This is a genomic window from Hyphomicrobium sp. 99 (assembly GCF_000384335.2).
Taxonomy (GTDB): Bacteria; Pseudomonadota; Alphaproteobacteria; order Rhizobiales; family Hyphomicrobiaceae; genus Hyphomicrobium_B.
Genome location: NZ_KQ031382.1, coordinates 813,840 through 832,632, shown reverse-complemented (window position 1 = coordinate 832,632; position 18,793 = coordinate 813,840). Strand labels below are relative to the sequence as shown.

Below are 18,793 nucleotides of genomic sequence, written 5' to 3'. Positions count from 1 at the left end.
GTTTCTGCTTGTGATTGGATGCGAGAGCGCAGCCGCTATTCAGAACGGCTGCGCTTAGAAATTGAGGAGGCTCAGTCTCGCGCGACGCACATAGCGACGCCCATGCCGCCGCCGATGCACAACGTGGCGAGGCCCTTCTTGGCGTCACGGCGCTGCATTTCATAAACGAGCGTATTCAAGATGCGCGCGCCGGATGCGCCGATCGGATGACCGATTGCAATGGCGCCGCCGTTGACGTTGACCTTGTCCGTATCCCAGCCGAGGCCCTTGTTCACTGCGAGTGCTTGCGCTGCGAAGGCCTCGTTGGCTTCGATCAAATCAAGATCGTTGATCGTCCAACCGGCTTTCTCGAGCGCTTTCTTCGAGGCGGAGATCGGACCGGTGCCCATGATCGAGGGATCGACGCCAGTGGTCGCCCACGAAACGATGCGCGCCAGCGGGGTAATTCCGCGCTTCTTGGCTTCTTCCGCGGTCATCAGCACGACGACGGCTGCGCCATCGTTGATGCCAGATGCGTTCGCAGCCGTGACGGTACCTTCCTTGGGGTCGAAGGCCGGACGCAGCTTGGCGATGCCGTCATAGGTGACGCCGTCTTTGATGTATTCGTCCTGGTCGACGACGGTATCGCCCTTCTTGCCCTTGATCGTGACGGGCGCAATTTCGTCCTTGAACTTACCGGCCTTCCGAGCAGCTTCGGCCTTGTTCTGCGAAGCGACGGCGAACTTGTCCTGCTCTTCGCGCGTGATCTGCCACTGGCGGGCGACGTTCTCGGCCGTCGTGCCCATGTGATAATTATTGAACGCGTCCCAGAGGCCGTCCTTCACCATCGTATCGATGAACTTGATGTCGCCCATCTTCGTGCCGTCGCGCATATGGGCCGCGTGAGCCGACTGGCTCATGCTTTCCTGGCCACCAGCGACGACGATCGATGCGCCGCCCGTTTGAATTTGCTGCATTCCGAGCGCCACGGCGCGGAGACCGGAACCGCAGATCTGGTTGATGCTCCAGGCCGGAGAATCCACTGGAATGCCTGCGCCGACAGAAGCTTGGCGGGCTGGGCCTTGGCCCTGGGCTGCGGTCAGAACCTGTCCGAGAATAACTTCGGAGACATCGCCTGCCGGCACATTGGCGCGCTGGAGCGCCGCCTTGATTGCGATCTCACCCAGCTTCGAGGCGGGCAGTGACGCCAAACTGCCGTTGAAGGAACCGACAGGTGTGCGTGCCGCACTCGCAATAACAATTGTCGAAGCGTCCTGGCTCATTGGCGGCCCCTCCCTGGGCACAAGTCTTTTGCTTAAGATTTATCGAACACGCTGCTGGCGCGCCAGTTATTACAGCTTCAATCAGCAGACAGAGGCACTTTGCAGTGCGTGGTTATTTTCAGCAATTGCGACGTCTTGCCTGGACTGCCCACACGCACTGGTTCTTTCCCGCCCAAAAGAGTGACAGAAACGTCTGGCGGTGAGGTGTAAGGGTGTGGTAAGCTGCCGCAGTGCAGCAACCTGCCGGTTAGCCGCCGTTAGGAGAGATCGCGAACGCAATGTTGACCAATCCAGATCCACAGACCCAAGCTCCGAAGCGCGAGGCCGTCGTTATTAAAAAGTACGCCAACCGGCGGCTTTATAATACCGAAACCAGTACGTACGTAACGCTGGAAGATCTGGCGAAAATGGTGCGTGGTGATCGCGACTTCGTGGTTTACGACGCCAAGAACGGCGATGACCTGACCCACGCGGTTCTTACGCAGATCATCGTCGAGCAGGAAAGCCGCGAAGGCGGGCAAGCCCTTCTGCCCATCCCGTTCCTTCGGCAGCTCATTCGCTTCTACGACGATAGCATCGCCCGCATGGTGCCGAGCTATCTTCAATTCAGTCTCGAACATTTGGCGAAAGAGCAGGTTCGTTTTCGCGAGCAGTTCGCGTCGGCCTTCTCAAACCCAGCGGCAGCATTCGATTTCTATCAACAGCAAGCCCGGCAGAACATGGCCATGTTCGAACAGGCGATGTCGATGTGGGCGTCGTTCGGAAGCCCTGGCAAGGGCGGCAAGCCCGGCGAAGGCCAAGCTTCTGGTGCGGCTGCTACCGGCACCGAACAGACCGGCGATCGCGACGAGCTGAGCGAGCTCAAGTCTCAGCTCTCAGCGATGCAGCAGAAAATCGAAAAGCTCTCGCAATCGCGGCCCTAAGCCAGCCTTAGCGCAAGCCCCGTAAGCGCGTCTCAACGCGTCAGGCAGCTTTGACGTAGTCAGAGCTGTCGAAGGGCTGTCCGTAGTAATAACCCTGCATGTACGTGACGCCAGCGTCGATCAGGTAATTCGCGGAACGCTCATCGCCGACCCATTCGGCGACTGTTTCCACGCCGAACGACTTCGCAAGATCGATCATTGTTTTTACGAAGATCTGGTCGCTCTTATCGTCGGCCACGTTCTTCACGAAAGCGCCGTCGATTTTCACCATATCGACATTGAGCAGCTTCAGATTTTTGAAGGACGTGTAGCCCGCGCCAAAATCGTCGATTGCCACGCGGCAACCGAGTTCCCGCAAGGTATCGACAAAGGTGACGGACTGATCGATCTCCTGAAGCGCGACCGTTTCCGTAATCTCAACGATCATCCGTCCGAGCACGTCGGGCTGGCCCGCAGTCAAACGGTGTAGCGTCAGCAGCCATTCTTTGTCAGTGCAGGTCAGGCCCGATACGTTGACGGACACGACCAAATCGCTGTGCTTCATCAAGAGATCGACCGTCAATTCGAGCGTCCGGCGATCGATGAGGCGCGAAAGGCCAAGCTGCTCGGCAATGGGCACGAACTCGCCGGCAGAAACGAGACTTCCGTCATGCCGTTCCATCCGCAGCAGCGCCTCGTAGATCTCGGCCTTACCACTTCTCGTCGCGATCATCGGCTGAAGCATCAGACGCATGCGATTTTCGTCGAGAGCGCTGACTACGCCTTCGGCGATCGTTTTATTGCGAACGCGCGCTCCGTCTCCGGCGGGTGAAGGCTCGTAGAGCACGAAGCAATCAAAGCGCTTCGATTTGGCGATGTCCAACGTCCGCAAAGCGAAGTTCACCGTGTCCTGAACGGAATTGGCCTGGTCAGGGATGATGACGCCGCCAAGAGAGATCGTTGCGGACAGCTGAGCTGCCGTGGTCTTGATGGTTGTATCGCGGACGGCTTCGATGAAGCGCTCGGCTGCTGTTTCAGCGGCCCTCGCTCCGCAGTTCATCAGGATGATACCGAACTTATTCGCGGAGTAGCGGCCGATGACATCGCCGCCACGCAGCTTGGCTCTAATCCGGCGTCCGACCTCCGCAATGACCTCGTCGCCGACTTCCAAGCCGAACGTCTCGTTGATGACCGCCAAGTTGTTGACGGAGATCATGAGGAACGCGCAGGAGCGGCGGTCGCGTTCGGTGCGCGAGAGCACGGTGCCTAGGGCTTGCGTCAGACGGATGCGATTGAGCTGGCCTGTCAGTTCGTCGAGGTCATTGCGCACGAGCAGGCGCTGCTGTTCGAGATACTGGTCGTCGACGATGCGGACGACGCCGCGTGCCAGCTGCGGATGTCCGTCCGGCCCCGGCCACCATCGACCCTGATCTTCGAGGCGCACTTCCTTGCCGCTGCGCAGGCCACCAGGGCGCAGGCGATACTGAATGCGGTAGGGAACGCCTCGCAGGTTGTCGGCTCCGACGCTGCGTGAAAAGGCCTGGAGACGGACGTTCAGATGCTCGGGTGCGATCAGCGCGTGATAGGCTGCGCCTGTCGAGATCTGGCTCAGATCGCTGACATCGAGAATTTCGGGAGCGTTGCTTTCCCAGTCTACCCGGCCGGTCCGAAGGTCCCAGACGTAGGCTGTTTCCTCAACGGACGAGAGAATGCTGACGAGATCCAGCCCCTCAGCTTCCGGGAGGAGTTCAATTCGTTCGGAATTTTCGGACGGCGTCTTGTCCTCAGGCGGCGGGCCCGCAGATCTCCCGTCAGAGTCACGTCCGGAAATCACGTTTCACCCTCAAGCTGTCTCGCCGCGACCCTTCGAATATCGAGAGGTAGAAGGTGCTTAAGTTGAAGGGAAAACTAATTTGGGCAGCTTCACAAGCGCCAAAATCTCGAATTCACGGGCGCCGGGCATCGAAGTTGCCGGAGCCCGTGAATTGAATGGTGAATAATTACTGATCGGCGCCGATGTTGAGATCGCGTCGCGCGACGCGGATGCCGATCGTATAACCGCCGATCACGTCGATGAGAGCGGCGATTAAGATCAAGAAAAACACGGATGTTGCGGCTTGAGGAACCATGAGGAACTCAGCACCGACTGCCGTGAAGACGACCATCGAGAGCGCGTGGTCGATCAGCGTCGACGTCGTGGTGAACGTCGATTTTACGATCTCGATAAAAAGGAGGATCAGGGTGATGAGCAATATGAAGTCACCCCAGTTGAACGACCAATTGCCGCCGCTCAGGAGATGAACTGTGAAAATATCGCTTTTCAGGGCGTCCGGCCCCAACGTCAGGACGATCGCATTGTAAAGGATGAATGCGAGAACCAAGAGCGGAATGGCTCTAACGGACATGGATGCTCTCCTGACATTAACCACCCCCCGGGGTGAGCCCGCGCTTTTTGGCACGCTGAACGGCTTTTGCCAAGCAACGGTGGCCAGCAAAAGGCGATAAGCGCCGTCGCGTTGGCAACGGCGCTTTAAATTTTCAGCCTGACAGCCTGGAACGTCTTATTCTTCGACTGCGGGCGGCAGGATCTGCCGGCCACGGTACTTGCCCGACTTCAGGTCGATGTGGTGAGGACGGCGACGCTCGCCACTGTCCTTGTCCTCAACGTACGGCTTCGCCGTGAGGGCATCGTGAGAACGACGCTGGCCCCGCTTCATGGGGGACGTCTTTTTGCGCGGAACTGCCATCGTCTTGCTCCAAATGTAACAACCGTCCCGCCAAAGCGGACGGGCCGCCGAACGAGCGGCGGGAAAGCCAATCTCAAATCGCTGGATAAACCGGCGGCTCCGTTTCCGGGCGCTCGGTACCTTGGGCGGCGCTTATACGCAAGTTGTGGAAGAAATGCCAGTCCCCCCGCCGCACCATTAAATGCGGCGTTTCGGGAGGACGCAGGCCAGCTGGCTAGACGGTGCGAGCCGCATACGGACCTGGATGGCATTGGCGAGGCGCTGGAGGCCGGGCCCTGGCTTCCCAGGGTTGCGCGCCAGGGGGTTCGGCAGGGCGACCGCAAGGCGGGCTGAGTCCCGCTCTGAGAGGCTTCTGGCGGGTTTGCGGAAATAGAATTCAGAGGCCGTCTCGGCCCCGAAGATGCCGGGGCCCCATTCGGCGATGTTTAGGTAAACTTCCATGATGCGATGCTTCGGCCAAACGAGCTCCATCACGTAGGTCAGCGGAAGCTCGATGGCTTTGCGCAAATAGCTCTTCGACGGCCAAAGGAACAGGTTCTTGATGACCTGCATCGAAATGGTGCTGGCGCCACGCAACGATCCACTACTCGCTTTCTCATACGCATCCTCCAAGGCCTCGAAGTCGATGCCGGAATGCTGACAGAAGCGACCGTCCTCGCTCAGCAGTACTGCGCGAACGATATTCGGCGACATATCCTCTATCGATACCCACTTCTGAGAAACCGACTGGCCCGTGATCCATTGCTGCAGCATCAACGCCGAAGCCGGTGGATTAACGTAGCGGTAGACGAGGATCAGCAGCAGGACGAGAGCGAGCCAGCCGACGGCAATCCACGCCAAAAGCTTCGCTGTTCGTTTGAGAAGTGAGCCTTTGTTCTTCGCAACCGGCTGCTTCGTCGGCACTGGCACGAGATCCGGCCGCATCGAGGGATCAACGGTCAGACCATCGAATGCGGGCGGCGGAGGCGGCGCCCACAGGCGCGGCTCCAGCATGCGCTGCGGCACGGTTTGGCCGAGAAACTCTTTCGTCGGCTCAGTGCCTCCGGGCAACGCGAACTCAGGTGCGGGTTCCGAAAGGACACCGGGCTGCGCAAATGGATCGGTATTTTCAGGCTCTGCAGCGGGGTGAGAGCGAGATGAGACTTCGGCGTCTATTTCAGCGAACACATCGCCTATGGGCGCCAGCTCTTCGATGGGGAGTGTGATCGCCGGTTCCAGCTGTTGGGGTTCCGGTTCTGTCGCCGATCGATCGGGGAACAGCGGCTCGAATGGCCGGGCCGTTCCGAAGGTTGGTTCGGTGAGTTCAGGGGGCTTAAGAAAAGCGCGAGGCGGAAGCGGCAACGGCGGCTGCCATTGATCTTGCTGGTGATCGGCCAGCGCCGTCTCGAGGGCCACGTGGTATTTGCCAGTTTCAACGACGTTAGGTGCGCTCAATGCGTGGTCGGTGGCAAGGGAACGGGCGAGCGCCGCGCCGACTTCAGCGGCTGCGATTGGTCGTGGCGGTAAGAGCATGTCCAAGCTGTCGCCCAAGGGCGACAGGGGCGCGGCAGTTGTGCCCGATATTCCGTCCGGCCGATCCATGCTTTGATTCAATCGATGACAGTGTGATACCGCGTCCGGCATAGCGCCAAACCATGGCCTTGTTTAAGCGGCGGAATGATCGTTGGGGAGAGCATAAGGCAGTGTCACCGTTTCTTGTCCAGCTTGGCAACTCGGCAACAGTCGTAGAGGCCTTTTTAGCCGCCGTTCTTGCCGAGCAGGAGGCCGCGGGAACGCCGCCCCGGCTGGCTGAGGCGCTTCGTCACGCCGTTCTCGGCGGCGGCAAACGCTTCCGGCCCTTTCTCGTTTTCCACAGCGCCGCCCTGTTCGGCGCGGGTGAAGAGGCTGCCCTTCCAGCGGCCGCCGCGCTCGAGTGCATCCACTGCTATTCGCTCGTCCACGACGACCTTCCTGCCATGGACAACGACGAGTTGAGGCGCGGCCGCCCGACCGTTTGGAAAGCCTATGACGAATGGACGGCCATTCTGGTCGGAGACGCGCTGCAAGCGCTAGCGTTCGAACTGATCACCGGGCCGAAGGGCCGCGACAATCCGAAGGCTCAGGCGGAGTTGGTGCACCTTCTTGCGATTGCCTCGGGCTCCATCGGAATGGTCGGCGGCCAGGTTCTCGATCTTGAGGCCGGAAAGCTCGGCGCGCGCCCCGATCCGACGATCTCGGACGTCATGCGACTGCAGGCGATGAAAACGGGCAAGTTGATTACGGCGGCTTGCGAAATGGGTGCGATCGTCGGCGGCGCGAGCGCGGATGAACGTGCGGCTCTCAAAACTTACGGGGAGTATCTCGGCGCGGCGTTCCAGATCAGCGACGATCTCTTGGATGCCGAAGGCTCAAGCGCTGATGTCGGCAAAGCGACCGGCAAGGACGCCGCCGCGGGCAAAGCGACGCTGATCGGCATGCTTGGAATTGCGGAAGCGCGTCGCTACCTCGACCGCTCCATCGCCGCTGGCATTGATGCGCTCGCGGTATTCGGAAACAAAGCGGAGCCCCTGGCTGAAGCTGCGCGACTGATGGGCCGTCGCGAAAGCTAAAGGGGAGGCTCCGCTCCAATTCGAGATCAGAACTTGTAGTTCAAGCCCAGACGTACGCTCTGGAAGTCTTGGTTCAAGCCAAAAGCATCCTCGCCCAAGCCGACATAGAGATATTCGGCTTTGGCGCTCCAGTTCTGAGCGAATGCCCATTCCACACCGCCGCCGACGGCGTAGCCGGTCTGGGTGCCAGAGCTCTTCCATTTGTCGCCGTTATCGAAGCGAATGCGCGTGTCGACATCGGCAAACGCGACGCCGCCCGTGCCGTAAAGCAGCCAAGGTCCGGTCGCGATACCTACGCGACCGCGAACGGTCGAAAACCAGTTGATGTTGGAGCGAACGTTGTCGTCGAAGGCCGTCGTGGCCCGGCCGCCAATATCGCCGCCTTGGAAGTCGCCCTCGATACCGAAGACTAGGCGCCCGCGCTGCCAGTTGTAACCGACCTGAGCACCACCGAAGCCACCCTCAGGCTTCGTGAAGTTCGAATTCGACCATCCATAGCCACCGTTGATACCAACGTAAGCGCCCTGCCAGATCGAAGGCGACTCGTAGCGCACTTCCGGCTGGGGCGGCGGGTTGTAGGGCTGATAAGGGCCAAGATCGGCAGCCCAGGCGCCACCGCTCGCGGTGAGCAAGAGCAAGGCTCCGCCGAACGCGGATTTGACTGGAAACGATTTCATTTTCTACCCCGTGTGATTTGGCCGGTCGGCCATCTTTGAGCCGATAACGTCCTACCGGGATATAGGTTTCCAATTTGGCAACTGAGGTGCTAATTCAGGGAAACAGGTATGCATGATTAATTTGATCTAAATTGAGTATTTCAAAAATCTTTATGCGCGTGCCGTTATTCCGCTTTTCTCGGCTTTGAGCTTTTGTTTGCGCGCCAGTCGCCGATCACGCAGTTTCAGCAGCGGCAAGATCCAGTGGGCGAGACGGATCTCGCGGCGGGATTTTTCCGGATCGACCAAATGCGTCGTCGGCAATCGCTGCGTGAATGAACTCTCCATCAACGTGCCAAGCGGAAGTGTCAGCTCGTCCTGCAATGCGATCATGCGCGCATAGAGATCAGCCAGCGGCGTGATAAGGCGGCCGAAACCGTTGCGGGCTTGAGCCCATCCGACGATGTAGAGCCCGCGAACGCCCGCCGGGAATGCTCCTCCATAAACTTGCACGACGCCGCGATCGACCTTCACGAGGCCCTCGCGAAGGAACGGAAATGACGTATTGAAGCCCGTCGCCGCGATGATGAGATCGTAGGTGCCGGTGGTGCCATCGGCGAACGTAACAGTCTTGTCTTCCACGTGATCGATCGCCGGCCGTGGATTGACGCGTCCGAGCCGGATGGCGTTCAGAAGGTCGGTCCCGAATGCGGGGTGGCGGTCGAAGATCTTGTGGTTCGGCTTTTGGAGGCCGTAGCGCCGGTAATCACCAATGGTGACGGCTACGATCAACTTCAAAATCGCGCGCTGGAGTAATACCGGCAATCCCCAAATCGGAATATCCGTCAGCGGACGACCTAAAAAGGTCTTTGGCAAATACCAATAGCCGGACTGCAAACTGATGTCGCATGAGCGGCCGAAGCGGCCTGCGTCACACGCCATGTCGACGCCCGAATTGCCACCGCCGATGACAAGTACGCGTTTGTCGGCAAGCTGCTCAGGGCCCACATAATCCTTGGAATGCAAAATTTCTCCCGTGAAGTTCCCACGGAAGCTGGGATAGCGCTTGTCCCAGTGATGGCCGTTGCAGACGACGACGCCTTTGTATTTGCGCTTTTCGCCGTCGGCGAATTTCACAGTCCAGGTTCCGGCACCATCGGGCGACGCGTGCGCTACGCTTTTATTGAACTCGCTCGAGCCCAGAAGGCCGCGCTCTTTCGCGAATGCGGTTAGGTAGGCGAGCATCTGATCGGCGGATGGAAAATCCGGATATTCATCCGGCATCGGGAAATCGGTGTACTCCGTCGCCTTCTTGGACGAGACGATGTGCGCGTGCCGATAAACGCCATGCAGCCAGTTGCCACCGACACCCGGAGCTGCATCGACAAGGTCGAAGGGAATACCGTGACGCTTCAATGCTGCCGCCATCGCGAGGCCGACCGGGCCTGCACCGATGACGAGGTGGCGCTCGAGCGTGCTTATTCCTTCGCTCATTCTACAAACATTCCTTCGGCTGAGGCACACGTTCTTTAGCAAACTGCTTTCGGAGCGTGGGGGTCCATTCGAAGAGGTGGTAACTTGTCGAAGTTAGACCTCGATACATCATTGAGGGCGCGCAATGCGAGCGCAGGATCGTCGCAAAGCGTGGTGGGATATGCCGCGCTCCACTATTATACGGAAAAAAATGAGCTTTTCTTGGTTACCGTTAGGGCGGCGCTATTCAGCAGCCGCGCCACCGGCAATTTCGGTCACTCCGAAACGGCGCTGAATGTAATCCTCGACGATTGCCTTGAAATCACCTGCGATATTCGGCCCGCGAAGGGTCATTGCCTTTTTTCCGTCGATGAACACCGGTGCTGCGGGGGATTCGCCTGTACCAGGGAGCGAGATGCCGACATCGGCATGCTTGCTTTCACCCGGACCGTTCACGATGCATCCCATCACAGCGAAATTGAGAGTCTCGACTCCGGGATACTGGGTTTTCCAATCCGGCATGCGATCGCGGATCATATCCTGGATGTCGCGGGCGAGTTCCTGGAAGACGGTGGACGTCGTGCGTCCGCATCCGGGACACGCGGCAACGACCGGAACGAAGGACCGCAGGCCCATCGTCTGCAGCAGTTCCTGCGCGGCGCGCACTTCCTGCGTACGATCACCGCCCGGCTCGGGCGTCAGCGAATAGCGGATCGTATCGCCAATGCCCTGCTGGAGGAGAATGCCCAGCGCGGCCGACGAGGCGACGATGCCCTTCGAGCCCATGCCCGCTTCGGTGAGGCCAAGGTGGAGTGCGTAGCGGCTGCGATCGGCAAGCATCGCATAGACGGCGAGCAGATCCTGCACCGACGACACCTTGCCCGATACGATGATCTTGTCGCGTCCGAGGCCCATTTCCTCGGCGCGTTCGGCGGAAAGCAGAGCCGATTGCACCATAGCCTCGTGCATGACGCTGCGGGCCGATTTGGGGGCCGGAGAGTTGGCGTTCTCGTCCATCAGATGCGTGAGAAGCTCAGCGTCGAGCGAGCCCCAGTTGACGCCGATCCGGACAGGCTTGCCGTGCTTCAGCGCCGTTTCGATGATGGCGCCGAACTGGCGGTCCTTTTTGTCTTTGAAGCCGACGTTGCCGGGATTGATACGGTATTTGTCGAGCGCTTCGGCGCAAGCGGGGTTATCGCCCAAGAGCTTGTGGCCGATGTAATGGAAGTCGCCGATCAGCGGTACGGTGACGCCGCGCTGGCGCAACTGATCGCGAATATGGGGAACGGCCTTCGCGGCTTCGTCGCGATCGACGGTGATGCGGACGAGTTCAGAGCCCGCTCGCGCGAGGTCAGCGACTTGCTTCACCGTCGAGGCAATATCCGCCGTGTCGGTGTTGGTCATCGACTGGACGACGACGGGCGCACCGCCGCCAACCTTTACGCCGCCGACGTTGACAGCGACGGTTTCGTGCCGGGCTTTCATCGTGATGCTGCCGCTGTGCGACATCGTAAAGGCCTTTCCCAACCCCTGTGTGGCTTCTTCTAGCGCCCTCTGCGGCTTCCCGCCAGAAGCGATATGGACGCTATTGTGCACAGCGCTATGACGATGCTGGGGCCGCCGGGCGCATCGCTCGAAAGCGACAGCCAAAGCCCGAGGAAAACGCCCAAAATGGCCATGCCCGCGGCCAGAACCGCCATTCTCTCCGGGGTGTCGGATAGTGGCCGGGCGGCAACGGCTGGAACCACCAGAAACGCCATCACGAGCAAAATGCCGACGATCTTCATGGCGACCGCAATGACGACTGCCAGCAGAAAATCGAACGCCGCCCGGGGAAGCCGTGGGTTGATGCCCTCGGCCGTCGCCAGATCCTCGTGCAATGAGAGGCGCACGAGGGGCTGCCAAAGGTAGAAGGTGATGGCGACGACGACCGCGCCCCCGCCATAGATCCAGTAGAGATCGTTTTTGGTGACCGCAAAGACATCGCCGAAGAGATAGCTCATCAGGTCAATCGCGGGGCCTTTGACGAGCGCAATGGCCGCGATGCCGAGGGCGAGCGTCGCGTGGTGCATGAGGCCCAGCGCGGAATCGAGCGGCACCATTTGCTGGCGAGAGAGAAGCGTCAGTACGCCCGCAGCGGCGATGGCCGCGAGAATAACAGCGAGCGTCAGATCGACATTCGCCGCAAGGCCAAGCGCGACGCCCAAGAGGCCAGCCTGCGACAGCGTCTCGCCGACGTAGGACATCCGTCTCCAGACGACGATGCATCCCAAAGGCGCTGCGATGATTGCTAGTCCGAGAGCGGCGAACAGCGCGCGCCAGACGAACGGCTCAGGCCACTCAAACACTCAGGAGCCTCGCCCGGGAGGCGGCACGTCCGCGAGAGGTTTGGGTTCGCCCGTCAGATCGTGCCGATGATCGTGGTGATGGCGGTAGACCCCGAGCACGGAAGCGGCCTGCGGTCCGAAGATGCGAGCATAAGCGGCGTGCTGCGACACGTCTTCGGGCTTGCCCGAGCAGCAGACATGGACGTTGACGCAAATCACGCGATCACTGCGCGCCATGACGACATGAAGATCATGCGAGACCAGAAGAACACCAAGGTCATGTTTGGCCCTGAGACGGTCAATCAGATCGTAGAGATCGGCTTCGCCGGTGAAATCGACGCCGCTCGCGGGCTCATCAAGAATGAGAAGGTTCGGCTTACGGAGAAGCGCTCGGGCGATCAAGACCCGCTGCGTTTCGCCACCGGACAATTTCGACAACTGCTGGTTGATCGTCTTCGCCGCGCCCGTTTCTTCGAGCGCCGACTTGATGTCCCTTTGAGTTGCATGCTCACCGAGTGTGAGAAAGGATCCGACCGTCATCGGGATCGCCGAGTCGACTTCGAAGCGCTGCGGGACGTAGCCGATGCGCGTCGAGGCGGGCTTGACGATGCGCCCCTGTTCCGGTTGCTCGATCCCGAGCAGAATTCGCACGAGCGTCGTCTTGCCGGCGCCGTTCGGTCCGATCAGCGTGACGATCTCGCCGCGCCGGACATCGAGATTGATGTCGGACAGGACCTCGCGGCTGCCGCGCCACATCGTGACGCCACGTGCTGAAATCAGCGCTTTAGGGTCGGGCTCGCCCTCGAGTTCCGCGGCAAATGCTTGGTGGCCGTGGTTATGTCCGCAGCTGCACGGAACGGCCGCGGCGCTATTTGCGCCTTTGCCACTTGGCGTCGGCATTCCTGGTGCGTCACGTGATGACAAACGTGTTTCTCCATGCCCGCAGGCCCGGCGACGAAACTTCTTTATTTCATCGCATTTTCTTCACGCAAACCGGTGCCCACTTTGCTTGAAAATGCTCCGGCTCGCGGTCTTGCTGATATTCTCTATGCCTTGTTGCGGCGCGCGGCGCATTCCTGGCACGTACCGGAGACTTCGACAAACCGCACGCGAGGCTCGAATTTGGCGCCTTCGGCCGCGGCGTCGATGGCGTGGAAGATGTCGTCACCATCGACTTCCTGCACAACCCCGCATTTCTCGCAACTCAAGAACATCGGACGGCGTCCGGTTCGAGGTTGGTGCAAGCGGCGGCAGGCGAAATATGCGTTCTTGCTTTCGAGCCGATGGACGACGCCCGCCTCGAGTAGCGCATCCAACGCTCGGTAAACCGATATGGGCGCGAGCCTCGTGCCTTTCTTGGCGAGACGATCGAGGACCTCATAGGCGCCGACGCTCGCGAGCGTCGAGGCGATTTCCTCAAACACCTTGCGGCGGAGGTCGGTGAACCGGATGTTCTTTTCCGCGAAGATGGCGGTTGCCTGCTCGACCGAGGTTTTAACTCGCTCGCGGGCGCGTTGTTCTTCGGCTGCTGCTGTTACCATAACAGTCCTCTAAGCCCGATCAGACGCACTTGGAACGCTCGCCGCTTGGAGTCCTCAGGCTGGCGGACAATATAACATGTCGTGATTACCCGCTATTCAGTTCAAGGCGGCGCTGCGCTTTTTGTGCGGCGCAGCTATGTGCTTGACCCTCTGGCATTAACGATTCAACTTCCGAAATCTAAAGAGAAGTTCATGCGATGAGCACTTTTCGTCTTAATGTTGCCGCCAATTGGCCGGTTCGGCCGCGCAATTATTAAGCAACGCAGCGGGCGATTCGCCGGAAACACAGGGCTGGGACGGTTTTCAGCATGGACGTGAAGTTTCTGATCGACGGGCTGGCGGAGAACGCACGGCCGATCGGCATCGCCGTTTTCCTGGCGTGCACCGTCGCCCTTCTCCTGCGAACACGGGTCGCCCGGCGCATCCGAACTGCCATCGAAGAGACCGTATTCTCGAATTGGCGCCTAGCCCTGCTCGGCACGACCGGCATCGTTCTATCGGCTGCGGCCGGTTGGCGGACCTGGGAAGGAATGTACAATTTCACCGGCGAGCCCCTGCTCTCCGGCATGGTGACGTTCGGCATTCAAGGCATCATGCTGATCGTCGCGTGGCTGATCGGCGAAAGCTTCGCGACCGGAATGAACTCGCGTGCGCGACCGGGGCAGTCTTCGCTCGTCAGCTCCGCCGCGCAGCCGTGGATCGGCTCTTTCATCGGGCTCCTGCTCTTCATCACCGGGTTCGTCCTGTTTCTCCAATGGTCGGGACCGGCCGACGTCAAACATGGCGGCGTCGAGGACATCAACTGGTCCGCCGCCAGCGACAAATTCCTGATGTTCGGAGCAGGCCTGCTCCTTTTTGCGCTTTTTGCACTCTATGCGGCGAGCGATCTGGTGCGCCCCTACGTGCAGGTCGTCCGCGTCATCATCCGGAATTCGATGCTTTGGCTGATGTTCCTCGCCTGCATGGCGACGAGCGTTTTCTTCTCGTTCGACAGCTTCTTCACGGCGATCTTTCCGCCATCGGAGCGCGTGCGCGCGGCGGAGCTGCGTGCGCAGAACCAAGTCTCCGGTATCATCACCGACATCGAGCAGGCGATCGCGAAACGTCGCGGGAGCCTTGCGGAGGAGCTTTTCACGACGGATGCGTGGAAGGGCTACGAGCAGCAGCTTGAAAACATCACGAAGGCGGCGGCCCAATCGCAGGGCGTCATCGAGCGTTACGTCAACGATCAGATCGAGGAGCACCGGCGCTCGGTCAAGGAGCAGCAGGAGCGGATATCCTCGGCGCAGGCGGGTCAGGCCGGATTGGCCAATCGCAAGACATCGCTGACGGATGAGAAGTCGAACCTCGCCGCGCAGAGGCCGGAGCTTGCCGCTGACTATGCGGCCAAGAAGGCCGAGTACGACGCGAAGCTCCGCGATGTCGATGCCAAGCGCGTCGAAGCACTGGCTGAAGACAAGGGCGTCGAAGGCAGCGGCAAGGCTGGCCGCGGCCCGCTTTACCGTCAGCGGATGGACGAGCTTGGCCAGCTTCAGGCCGCCGCACAGATTGCCCAGGAGCGGATGAAGGACGCGCAGAAGCGTCTCACGGGTGTCGAGTCCCGGCTTTCGGCCGTCGATCGCGAACTCGCGACGCTCGACGGCGATCTCGCGAAGTACAAGGGCGAGGCGGAAACGGCCGAGCAGCGCATCAAGCTCGCCGAGGGCACCCTTGAGACCGATACCGGACCGAAGATCGATCCGGCGCGCATCCTGCCGCTCTTCGAGCAGACGAAATCCGAGTTCCGGGCCGACCCGACGGTCGAACATCTCGGCGCTGTCCAGCGGATGTGCGGGGACATCACCACCGCCATGCAGGCGACGCCGGAGACGAAGGCTCTCGTTTCGAGCGTCGATTGCGATCCGAAAACGACGGCCGACGCAGCGTCGACGCTGTTCGCGCTGCAGGCCGGCACGAAGGTTTTTGAGAATACGTGTGTCGGCGGCGACAAGCTCAATGCCAACAAATCGACGGACGATCTCTTCGCGTTCGCGCGGCAGTGCCTCTCCGACAGCGCGTTGCCGAGCGCCGACACGGACGCGCTCAGAACGCACATCAATCACATCGAGCTCGCGCGCGATGACAAGGCGCATCGCTTCGTCGTGACGCTCAACGCGTTCCAGGATGGAAACCGGCTTGCCTATCTCGCGCTCGCGATCGCGATCGGCCTTGACGGGTTGATCTTCATGTCGGGCCTTTTCGGAGCCAATGCGGTTCGCTCGCCGCTTTCCGATATTCCGAGCTTCAGAACGCGCTCGGGCGCCCAGCTCGAGGCGACGATCAACGCTGCTCTCGGCGCGCATCCCTATGAGACTGCGTGGCTGACGCTGACGTCTCTGAGGCCGATCACCAATCAGGACGGGTTTTCCGCGCTTGCCGATTTGAGCGCGATGGAGCGGTCGCAAGCCGATCGCGTTCGCATGGTGCTGACAGCGGGCGCGGATATCGGCGCCGTCGAGAACGTCAGCCACAATCCGGAGCGTTACCGCGTCCGAAGCGAGTTGCGCGAATACCTCTCGTCCGTTTGCGACAAGCAGTTCAAGACCGACGCGACCGCCAAAGACCGGGCAAGGCTCGATCAGCTTGTCGCCGCAGCGCTCGCGCCGCATCCGCGCGAGCATTCGGAGATCGTGCTGAATACGCTTGAGCCGATCCGCGAAACAGAAGGCTTCACCTCGATGGTGACGCTGACGGACGTCAGCAATGATTACGACTCGCGCGTCGTCCGTCGCGTGATGAACGCCGGTGCGGCCGTCAAGGCCGTGGCGCCCGACGTCAAGATCGATGATCGCTACTACATTCGCCCCGCGCTCTACGAAACGCTTCTCACGATCCGGGCGACGGCTCCCGAGAGTCCGGGATATCGCGGTGACTGGGGGCGGTTCGAGGGCGTGCAGCATCGCCCGGCGCTGGATGGCGGCGTGTTACGGGACACGCAGCAAGAATTGCCTTTGGCGAGGGAAAACGCTCCCAAGATCGAACGGCGGCGCGAGCAGCAGGCGTTGCCTCCGGTCCAACCGCTTTCGCCTGAAGAACGTCAGCAGCTCGTCGCTTACTATCGTGAAGCGTTGCTTGAAGCTGTGAATTTGCGGTCCGACATCGTCGATACGCGTTTGAGCCTTCCGCAATCGCGTGACGCGATCCTGGAAGCGTGGAGAGCTCTCAACGCACACAGCAAGAAAAACGAGAACCTCGATTTCCTGCTGCGCGAATTTCAAAACGGACAGGAGCGTCTTCTAGAGGACGTTGTTTCTCGTCTCCGCAGAGAAGCCGGTGGTGACGATCGGAAACAACGTCTGATCGATACCGTTGACGACCGCGTGCACGAAGACCTGACCCTTTATCTGTTGTTCCCAGAAACAGGTCTCATCAGCACTTTGATCGACGACCTCGAGACTGCAGCGCAGCCGGACGAGGGTCTCGCCCACGGCGAGCAGGATCTGAAGGATCAGCTCAAAAACGTTCAGGAAGCGCTCGGCCGGCTGGACCTCGACAATCCGCGCTCCTGGGACGAAATTCGCCAGAAGCTTGCGCTTAGGACTGGAACGGATTTCCGGAGCCTGATGAAGAGGCCGTTTGGTCAGCCTCCTCCGGACGAAGACGGCGAGGCTTGAGGTCAGAGCTTGAATTCGACGACCTTCTGACGCTGCGTTCCGAGGCCTTCGATCTTGAGCTCCATCACGTCGCCCGGCTTCAGGAATTCCCTCGGATTGCGCGCTGTGCCAACGCCGGGGGGCGTGCCGGTGGTGATGATGTCGCCGGGATCTAGCACCATGAACTGCGTTACGTAGGCGAGAAGCTCCGGGATTTTGAAAATCATCGTGGACGTCGAGCCCGTTTGCTTGCGCACGCCGTTGACGTCCAAGGACATGGCGAGGTTATCGGGATCGGCAATTTCGTCCGGCGTGACGAGCCAGGGACCGATCGGGCCGAACGTCTCCGCCGACTTGCCCTTTACCCACTGACCTGCGCGCTTGCTTTGGAAGACGCGCTCCGACACGTCATTGCAGATGCAGTAGCCGGCGATGTAGTTCGCCCAGTCCTTCGCTTCCACGTATCGCGCGCGTGCGCCGATGACGAAGGCGATTTCGCATTCCCAGTCGAGATGGCGTGAGTTTCGCGGGTACATGACGTCGTCGTTGGGACCGCAGATCGACGTCGTGGCCTTGTTGAAGAGAATGGGCTCGGCCGGGATTTCCTGTCCCGTCTCCTTCGCGTGGTCGGCGTAGTTGAGGCCGATCGCGATGAAGTTGTGCGTGCCGGCGACGGGAGGTCCGAAACGGACATCGCTGGGCGCCTTGGGCAGTGACGCGAGATCGAGGCTGCGCAACCGTGCGAGAGCCGCTTGCGAAAGGTGTTCGCCTGCAAGATCCGGAATGATGCCTGAGAGATCGCGAACGGCGCCTTCCTTATCGAGGATGCCGGGTCTTTCGGCACCCGGGGCGCCAAAGCGTACGAGTTTCATCTACAGGTGTCTCCAGAGGCTGCCGCCAAACCGTTCGGGCGAGCTTCTAAGCAGAAAACGCCCGGGCTGCCAATCGCATGGCGATAAGCGGTGCTGGGAACCTGTCAGCGTGCGTGCCCCAAAATAAGAGGCGTCATCGGAACTTGAGCCTTCTCCGCTGGTTGTTATGAGGCTGCGAAGCGTTCGCAGAAGTTGCGAACCACGCCAGACGGCATGTCTCAGCCTTTCAGTCTGGGGAATGATCGATGCGAACGAGGTTTTGGGCCGGCCTTTGCCTCCTGGTCATCGTTGGCGCCGCGAGTGCCGGACCTCGAACTGCGATCGCCGACACTGCCGCCCTAGCTCAACAACCTGTCGCCCAGCCGGACGCCGCGCCGCCTGCCAATCCGGAGATCAAGCCAGCGCCGGTGGAGCCCGCGCCTTCCGGAACACCGGCGGTGGTGGTGGACGACAGTATGGTCTCGACCTTGCTTGGAAAGGACGTGAAAAGCACAACCGGCGAAAAGCTTGGGCAGATCACCGATATCATCGTCGGACATTCAGGTGATGTGCGCGCCGCGGTCATCGACTTCGGCGGTTTCCTCGGCGTCGGCTCGCGCAAGATCGCTGTTGCGTGGCCGGTTTTGCATTTTTCGCCTCAGGGGATCACCCTCGAGATGGGACGCGATGCGCTGCGCGTGACGCCGGAATATCATCCGGGCGAACCCATCGTCATTGTCGGCGCGGCCGGCATGCCGCCGCCACAGAATCCCCCCTCGCCTCCGCCGCAATCTCCGGCGGCAACCAAATGACG

16 protein-coding genes are annotated in these 18,793 nt (G+C 60.4%); 4 read left to right on the top strand and 12 right to left on the bottom strand.

The genetic code is table 11. From position 1 onward, the window contains the following. Positions 1 to 71: 71 nt before the first annotated feature. Positions 72 to 1,262 carry an acetyl-CoA C-acetyltransferase gene (locus G359_RS04265; RefSeq protein ID WP_045835127.1) on the bottom strand — a complete coding sequence of 397 codons (1,191 nt, stop codon included), beginning with the start codon at positions 1,260 to 1,262 and terminating at the stop codon, positions 72 to 74. Between the two features lie 278 nt (positions 1,263 to 1,540). On the opposite strand from G359_RS04265, the gene phaR reads away from it, so the two are divergent. Next, positions 1,541 to 2,185: a polyhydroxyalkanoate synthesis repressor PhaR gene (gene phaR / locus G359_RS04260; protein ID WP_045835126.1), complete on the top strand. Its 645-nt coding sequence runs from the start codon at positions 1,541 to 1,543 to the stop codon at positions 2,183 to 2,185. Positions 2,186 to 2,225: 40 nt separating this feature from the next. Here the strand turns inward: phaR and G359_RS04255 are convergent, their stop codons facing one another. From G359_RS04255 to mtgA, 4 genes are all read right to left on the bottom strand, one after another. Further along, the gene (locus G359_RS04255) at positions 2,226 to 3,998 is read right to left on the bottom strand and encodes a GGDEF and EAL domain-containing protein (protein WP_052699178.1); all 1,773 of its coding nucleotides are present in this window, start codon (positions 3,996 to 3,998) and stop codon (positions 2,226 to 2,228) included. Between the two features lie 166 nt (positions 3,999 to 4,164). After that, entirely contained in the window at positions 4,165 to 4,569 is a 405-nt protein-coding gene (locus tag G359_RS04250) for a hypothetical protein (RefSeq protein WP_045835125.1), read from the bottom strand. Positions 4,570 to 4,725: 156 nt separating this feature from the next. Beyond that, positions 4,726 to 4,911 (bottom strand): 50S ribosomal protein L32, encoded by a 186-nt coding sequence (gene rpmF / locus G359_RS04245; protein WP_045835124.1) that lies wholly within the window; start codon positions 4,909 to 4,911, stop codon positions 4,726 to 4,728. A gap of 177 nt (positions 4,912 to 5,088) precedes the next feature. Next, entirely contained in the window at positions 5,089 to 6,492 is a 1,404-nt protein-coding gene (gene mtgA, locus G359_RS20305) for a monofunctional biosynthetic peptidoglycan transglycosylase (protein ID WP_052699177.1), read from the bottom strand. A 101-nt stretch (positions 6,493 to 6,593) separates the two neighbouring features. Here mtgA and G359_RS04235 point away from each other — a divergent pair, with 101 nt between their 5' ends. Then, positions 6,594 to 7,499 carry a polyprenyl synthetase family protein gene (locus G359_RS04235; protein WP_045835123.1) on the top strand — a complete coding sequence of 302 codons (906 nt, stop codon included), beginning with the start codon at positions 6,594 to 6,596 and terminating at the stop codon, positions 7,497 to 7,499. Between the two features lie 26 nt (positions 7,500 to 7,525). Here G359_RS04235 and G359_RS04230 read toward each other — a convergent pair whose 3' ends face one another. From G359_RS04230 to G359_RS04205, 6 genes are all read right to left on the bottom strand, one after another. Beyond that, positions 7,526 to 8,176 carry an outer membrane protein gene (locus G359_RS04230; RefSeq protein WP_045835122.1) on the bottom strand — a complete coding sequence of 217 codons (651 nt, stop codon included), beginning with the start codon at positions 8,174 to 8,176 and terminating at the stop codon, positions 7,526 to 7,528. Between the two features lie 150 nt (positions 8,177 to 8,326). Beyond that, a complete protein-coding gene (locus tag G359_RS04225) occupies positions 8,327 to 9,649 on the bottom strand; it encodes a flavin-containing monooxygenase (protein WP_045835121.1) in 1,323 nt (440 codons plus the stop codon). 222 nt (positions 9,650 to 9,871) lie between these two features. Continuing rightward, entirely contained in the window at positions 9,872 to 11,137 is a 1,266-nt protein-coding gene (gene ispG / locus G359_RS04220) for a flavodoxin-dependent (E)-4-hydroxy-3-methylbut-2-enyl-diphosphate synthase (protein WP_045835120.1), read from the bottom strand. 35 nt (positions 11,138 to 11,172) lie between these two features. Next, entirely contained in the window at positions 11,173 to 11,976 is an 804-nt protein-coding gene (locus G359_RS04215; RefSeq protein WP_045835119.1) for a metal ABC transporter permease, read from the bottom strand. Then, positions 11,977 to 12,879: a zinc ABC transporter ATP-binding protein ZnuC gene (gene znuC, locus G359_RS04210; RefSeq protein ID WP_245279926.1), complete on the bottom strand. Its 903-nt coding sequence runs from the start codon at positions 12,877 to 12,879 to the stop codon at positions 11,977 to 11,979. A gap of 122 nt (positions 12,880 to 13,001) precedes the next feature. After that, on the bottom strand, positions 13,002 to 13,496 hold the full coding sequence (locus G359_RS04205) for a Fur family transcriptional regulator (protein ID WP_045835118.1): 495 nt from the start codon (positions 13,494 to 13,496) through the stop codon (positions 13,002 to 13,004). Between the two features lie 308 nt (positions 13,497 to 13,804). Here G359_RS04205 and G359_RS04200 point away from each other — a divergent pair, with 308 nt between their 5' ends. Next, entirely contained in the window at positions 13,805 to 17,149 is a 3,345-nt protein-coding gene (locus G359_RS04200) for a hypothetical protein (protein WP_045835117.1), read from the top strand. A 2-nt stretch (positions 17,150 to 17,151) separates the two neighbouring features. Here G359_RS04200 and G359_RS04195 read toward each other — a convergent pair whose 3' ends face one another. Beyond that, positions 17,152 to 18,000, bottom strand: coding sequence for a fumarylacetoacetate hydrolase family protein (locus tag G359_RS04195; RefSeq protein ID WP_045835116.1), 849 nt, complete (start codon positions 17,998 to 18,000; stop codon positions 17,152 to 17,154). Positions 18,001 to 18,245: 245 nt separating this feature from the next. Here G359_RS04195 and G359_RS04190 point away from each other — a divergent pair, with 245 nt between their 5' ends. Then, a complete protein-coding gene (locus tag G359_RS04190) occupies positions 18,246 to 18,791 on the top strand; it encodes a PRC-barrel domain-containing protein (RefSeq protein WP_052699176.1) in 546 nt (181 codons plus the stop codon). Positions 18,792 to 18,793: the final 2 nt, after the last annotated feature.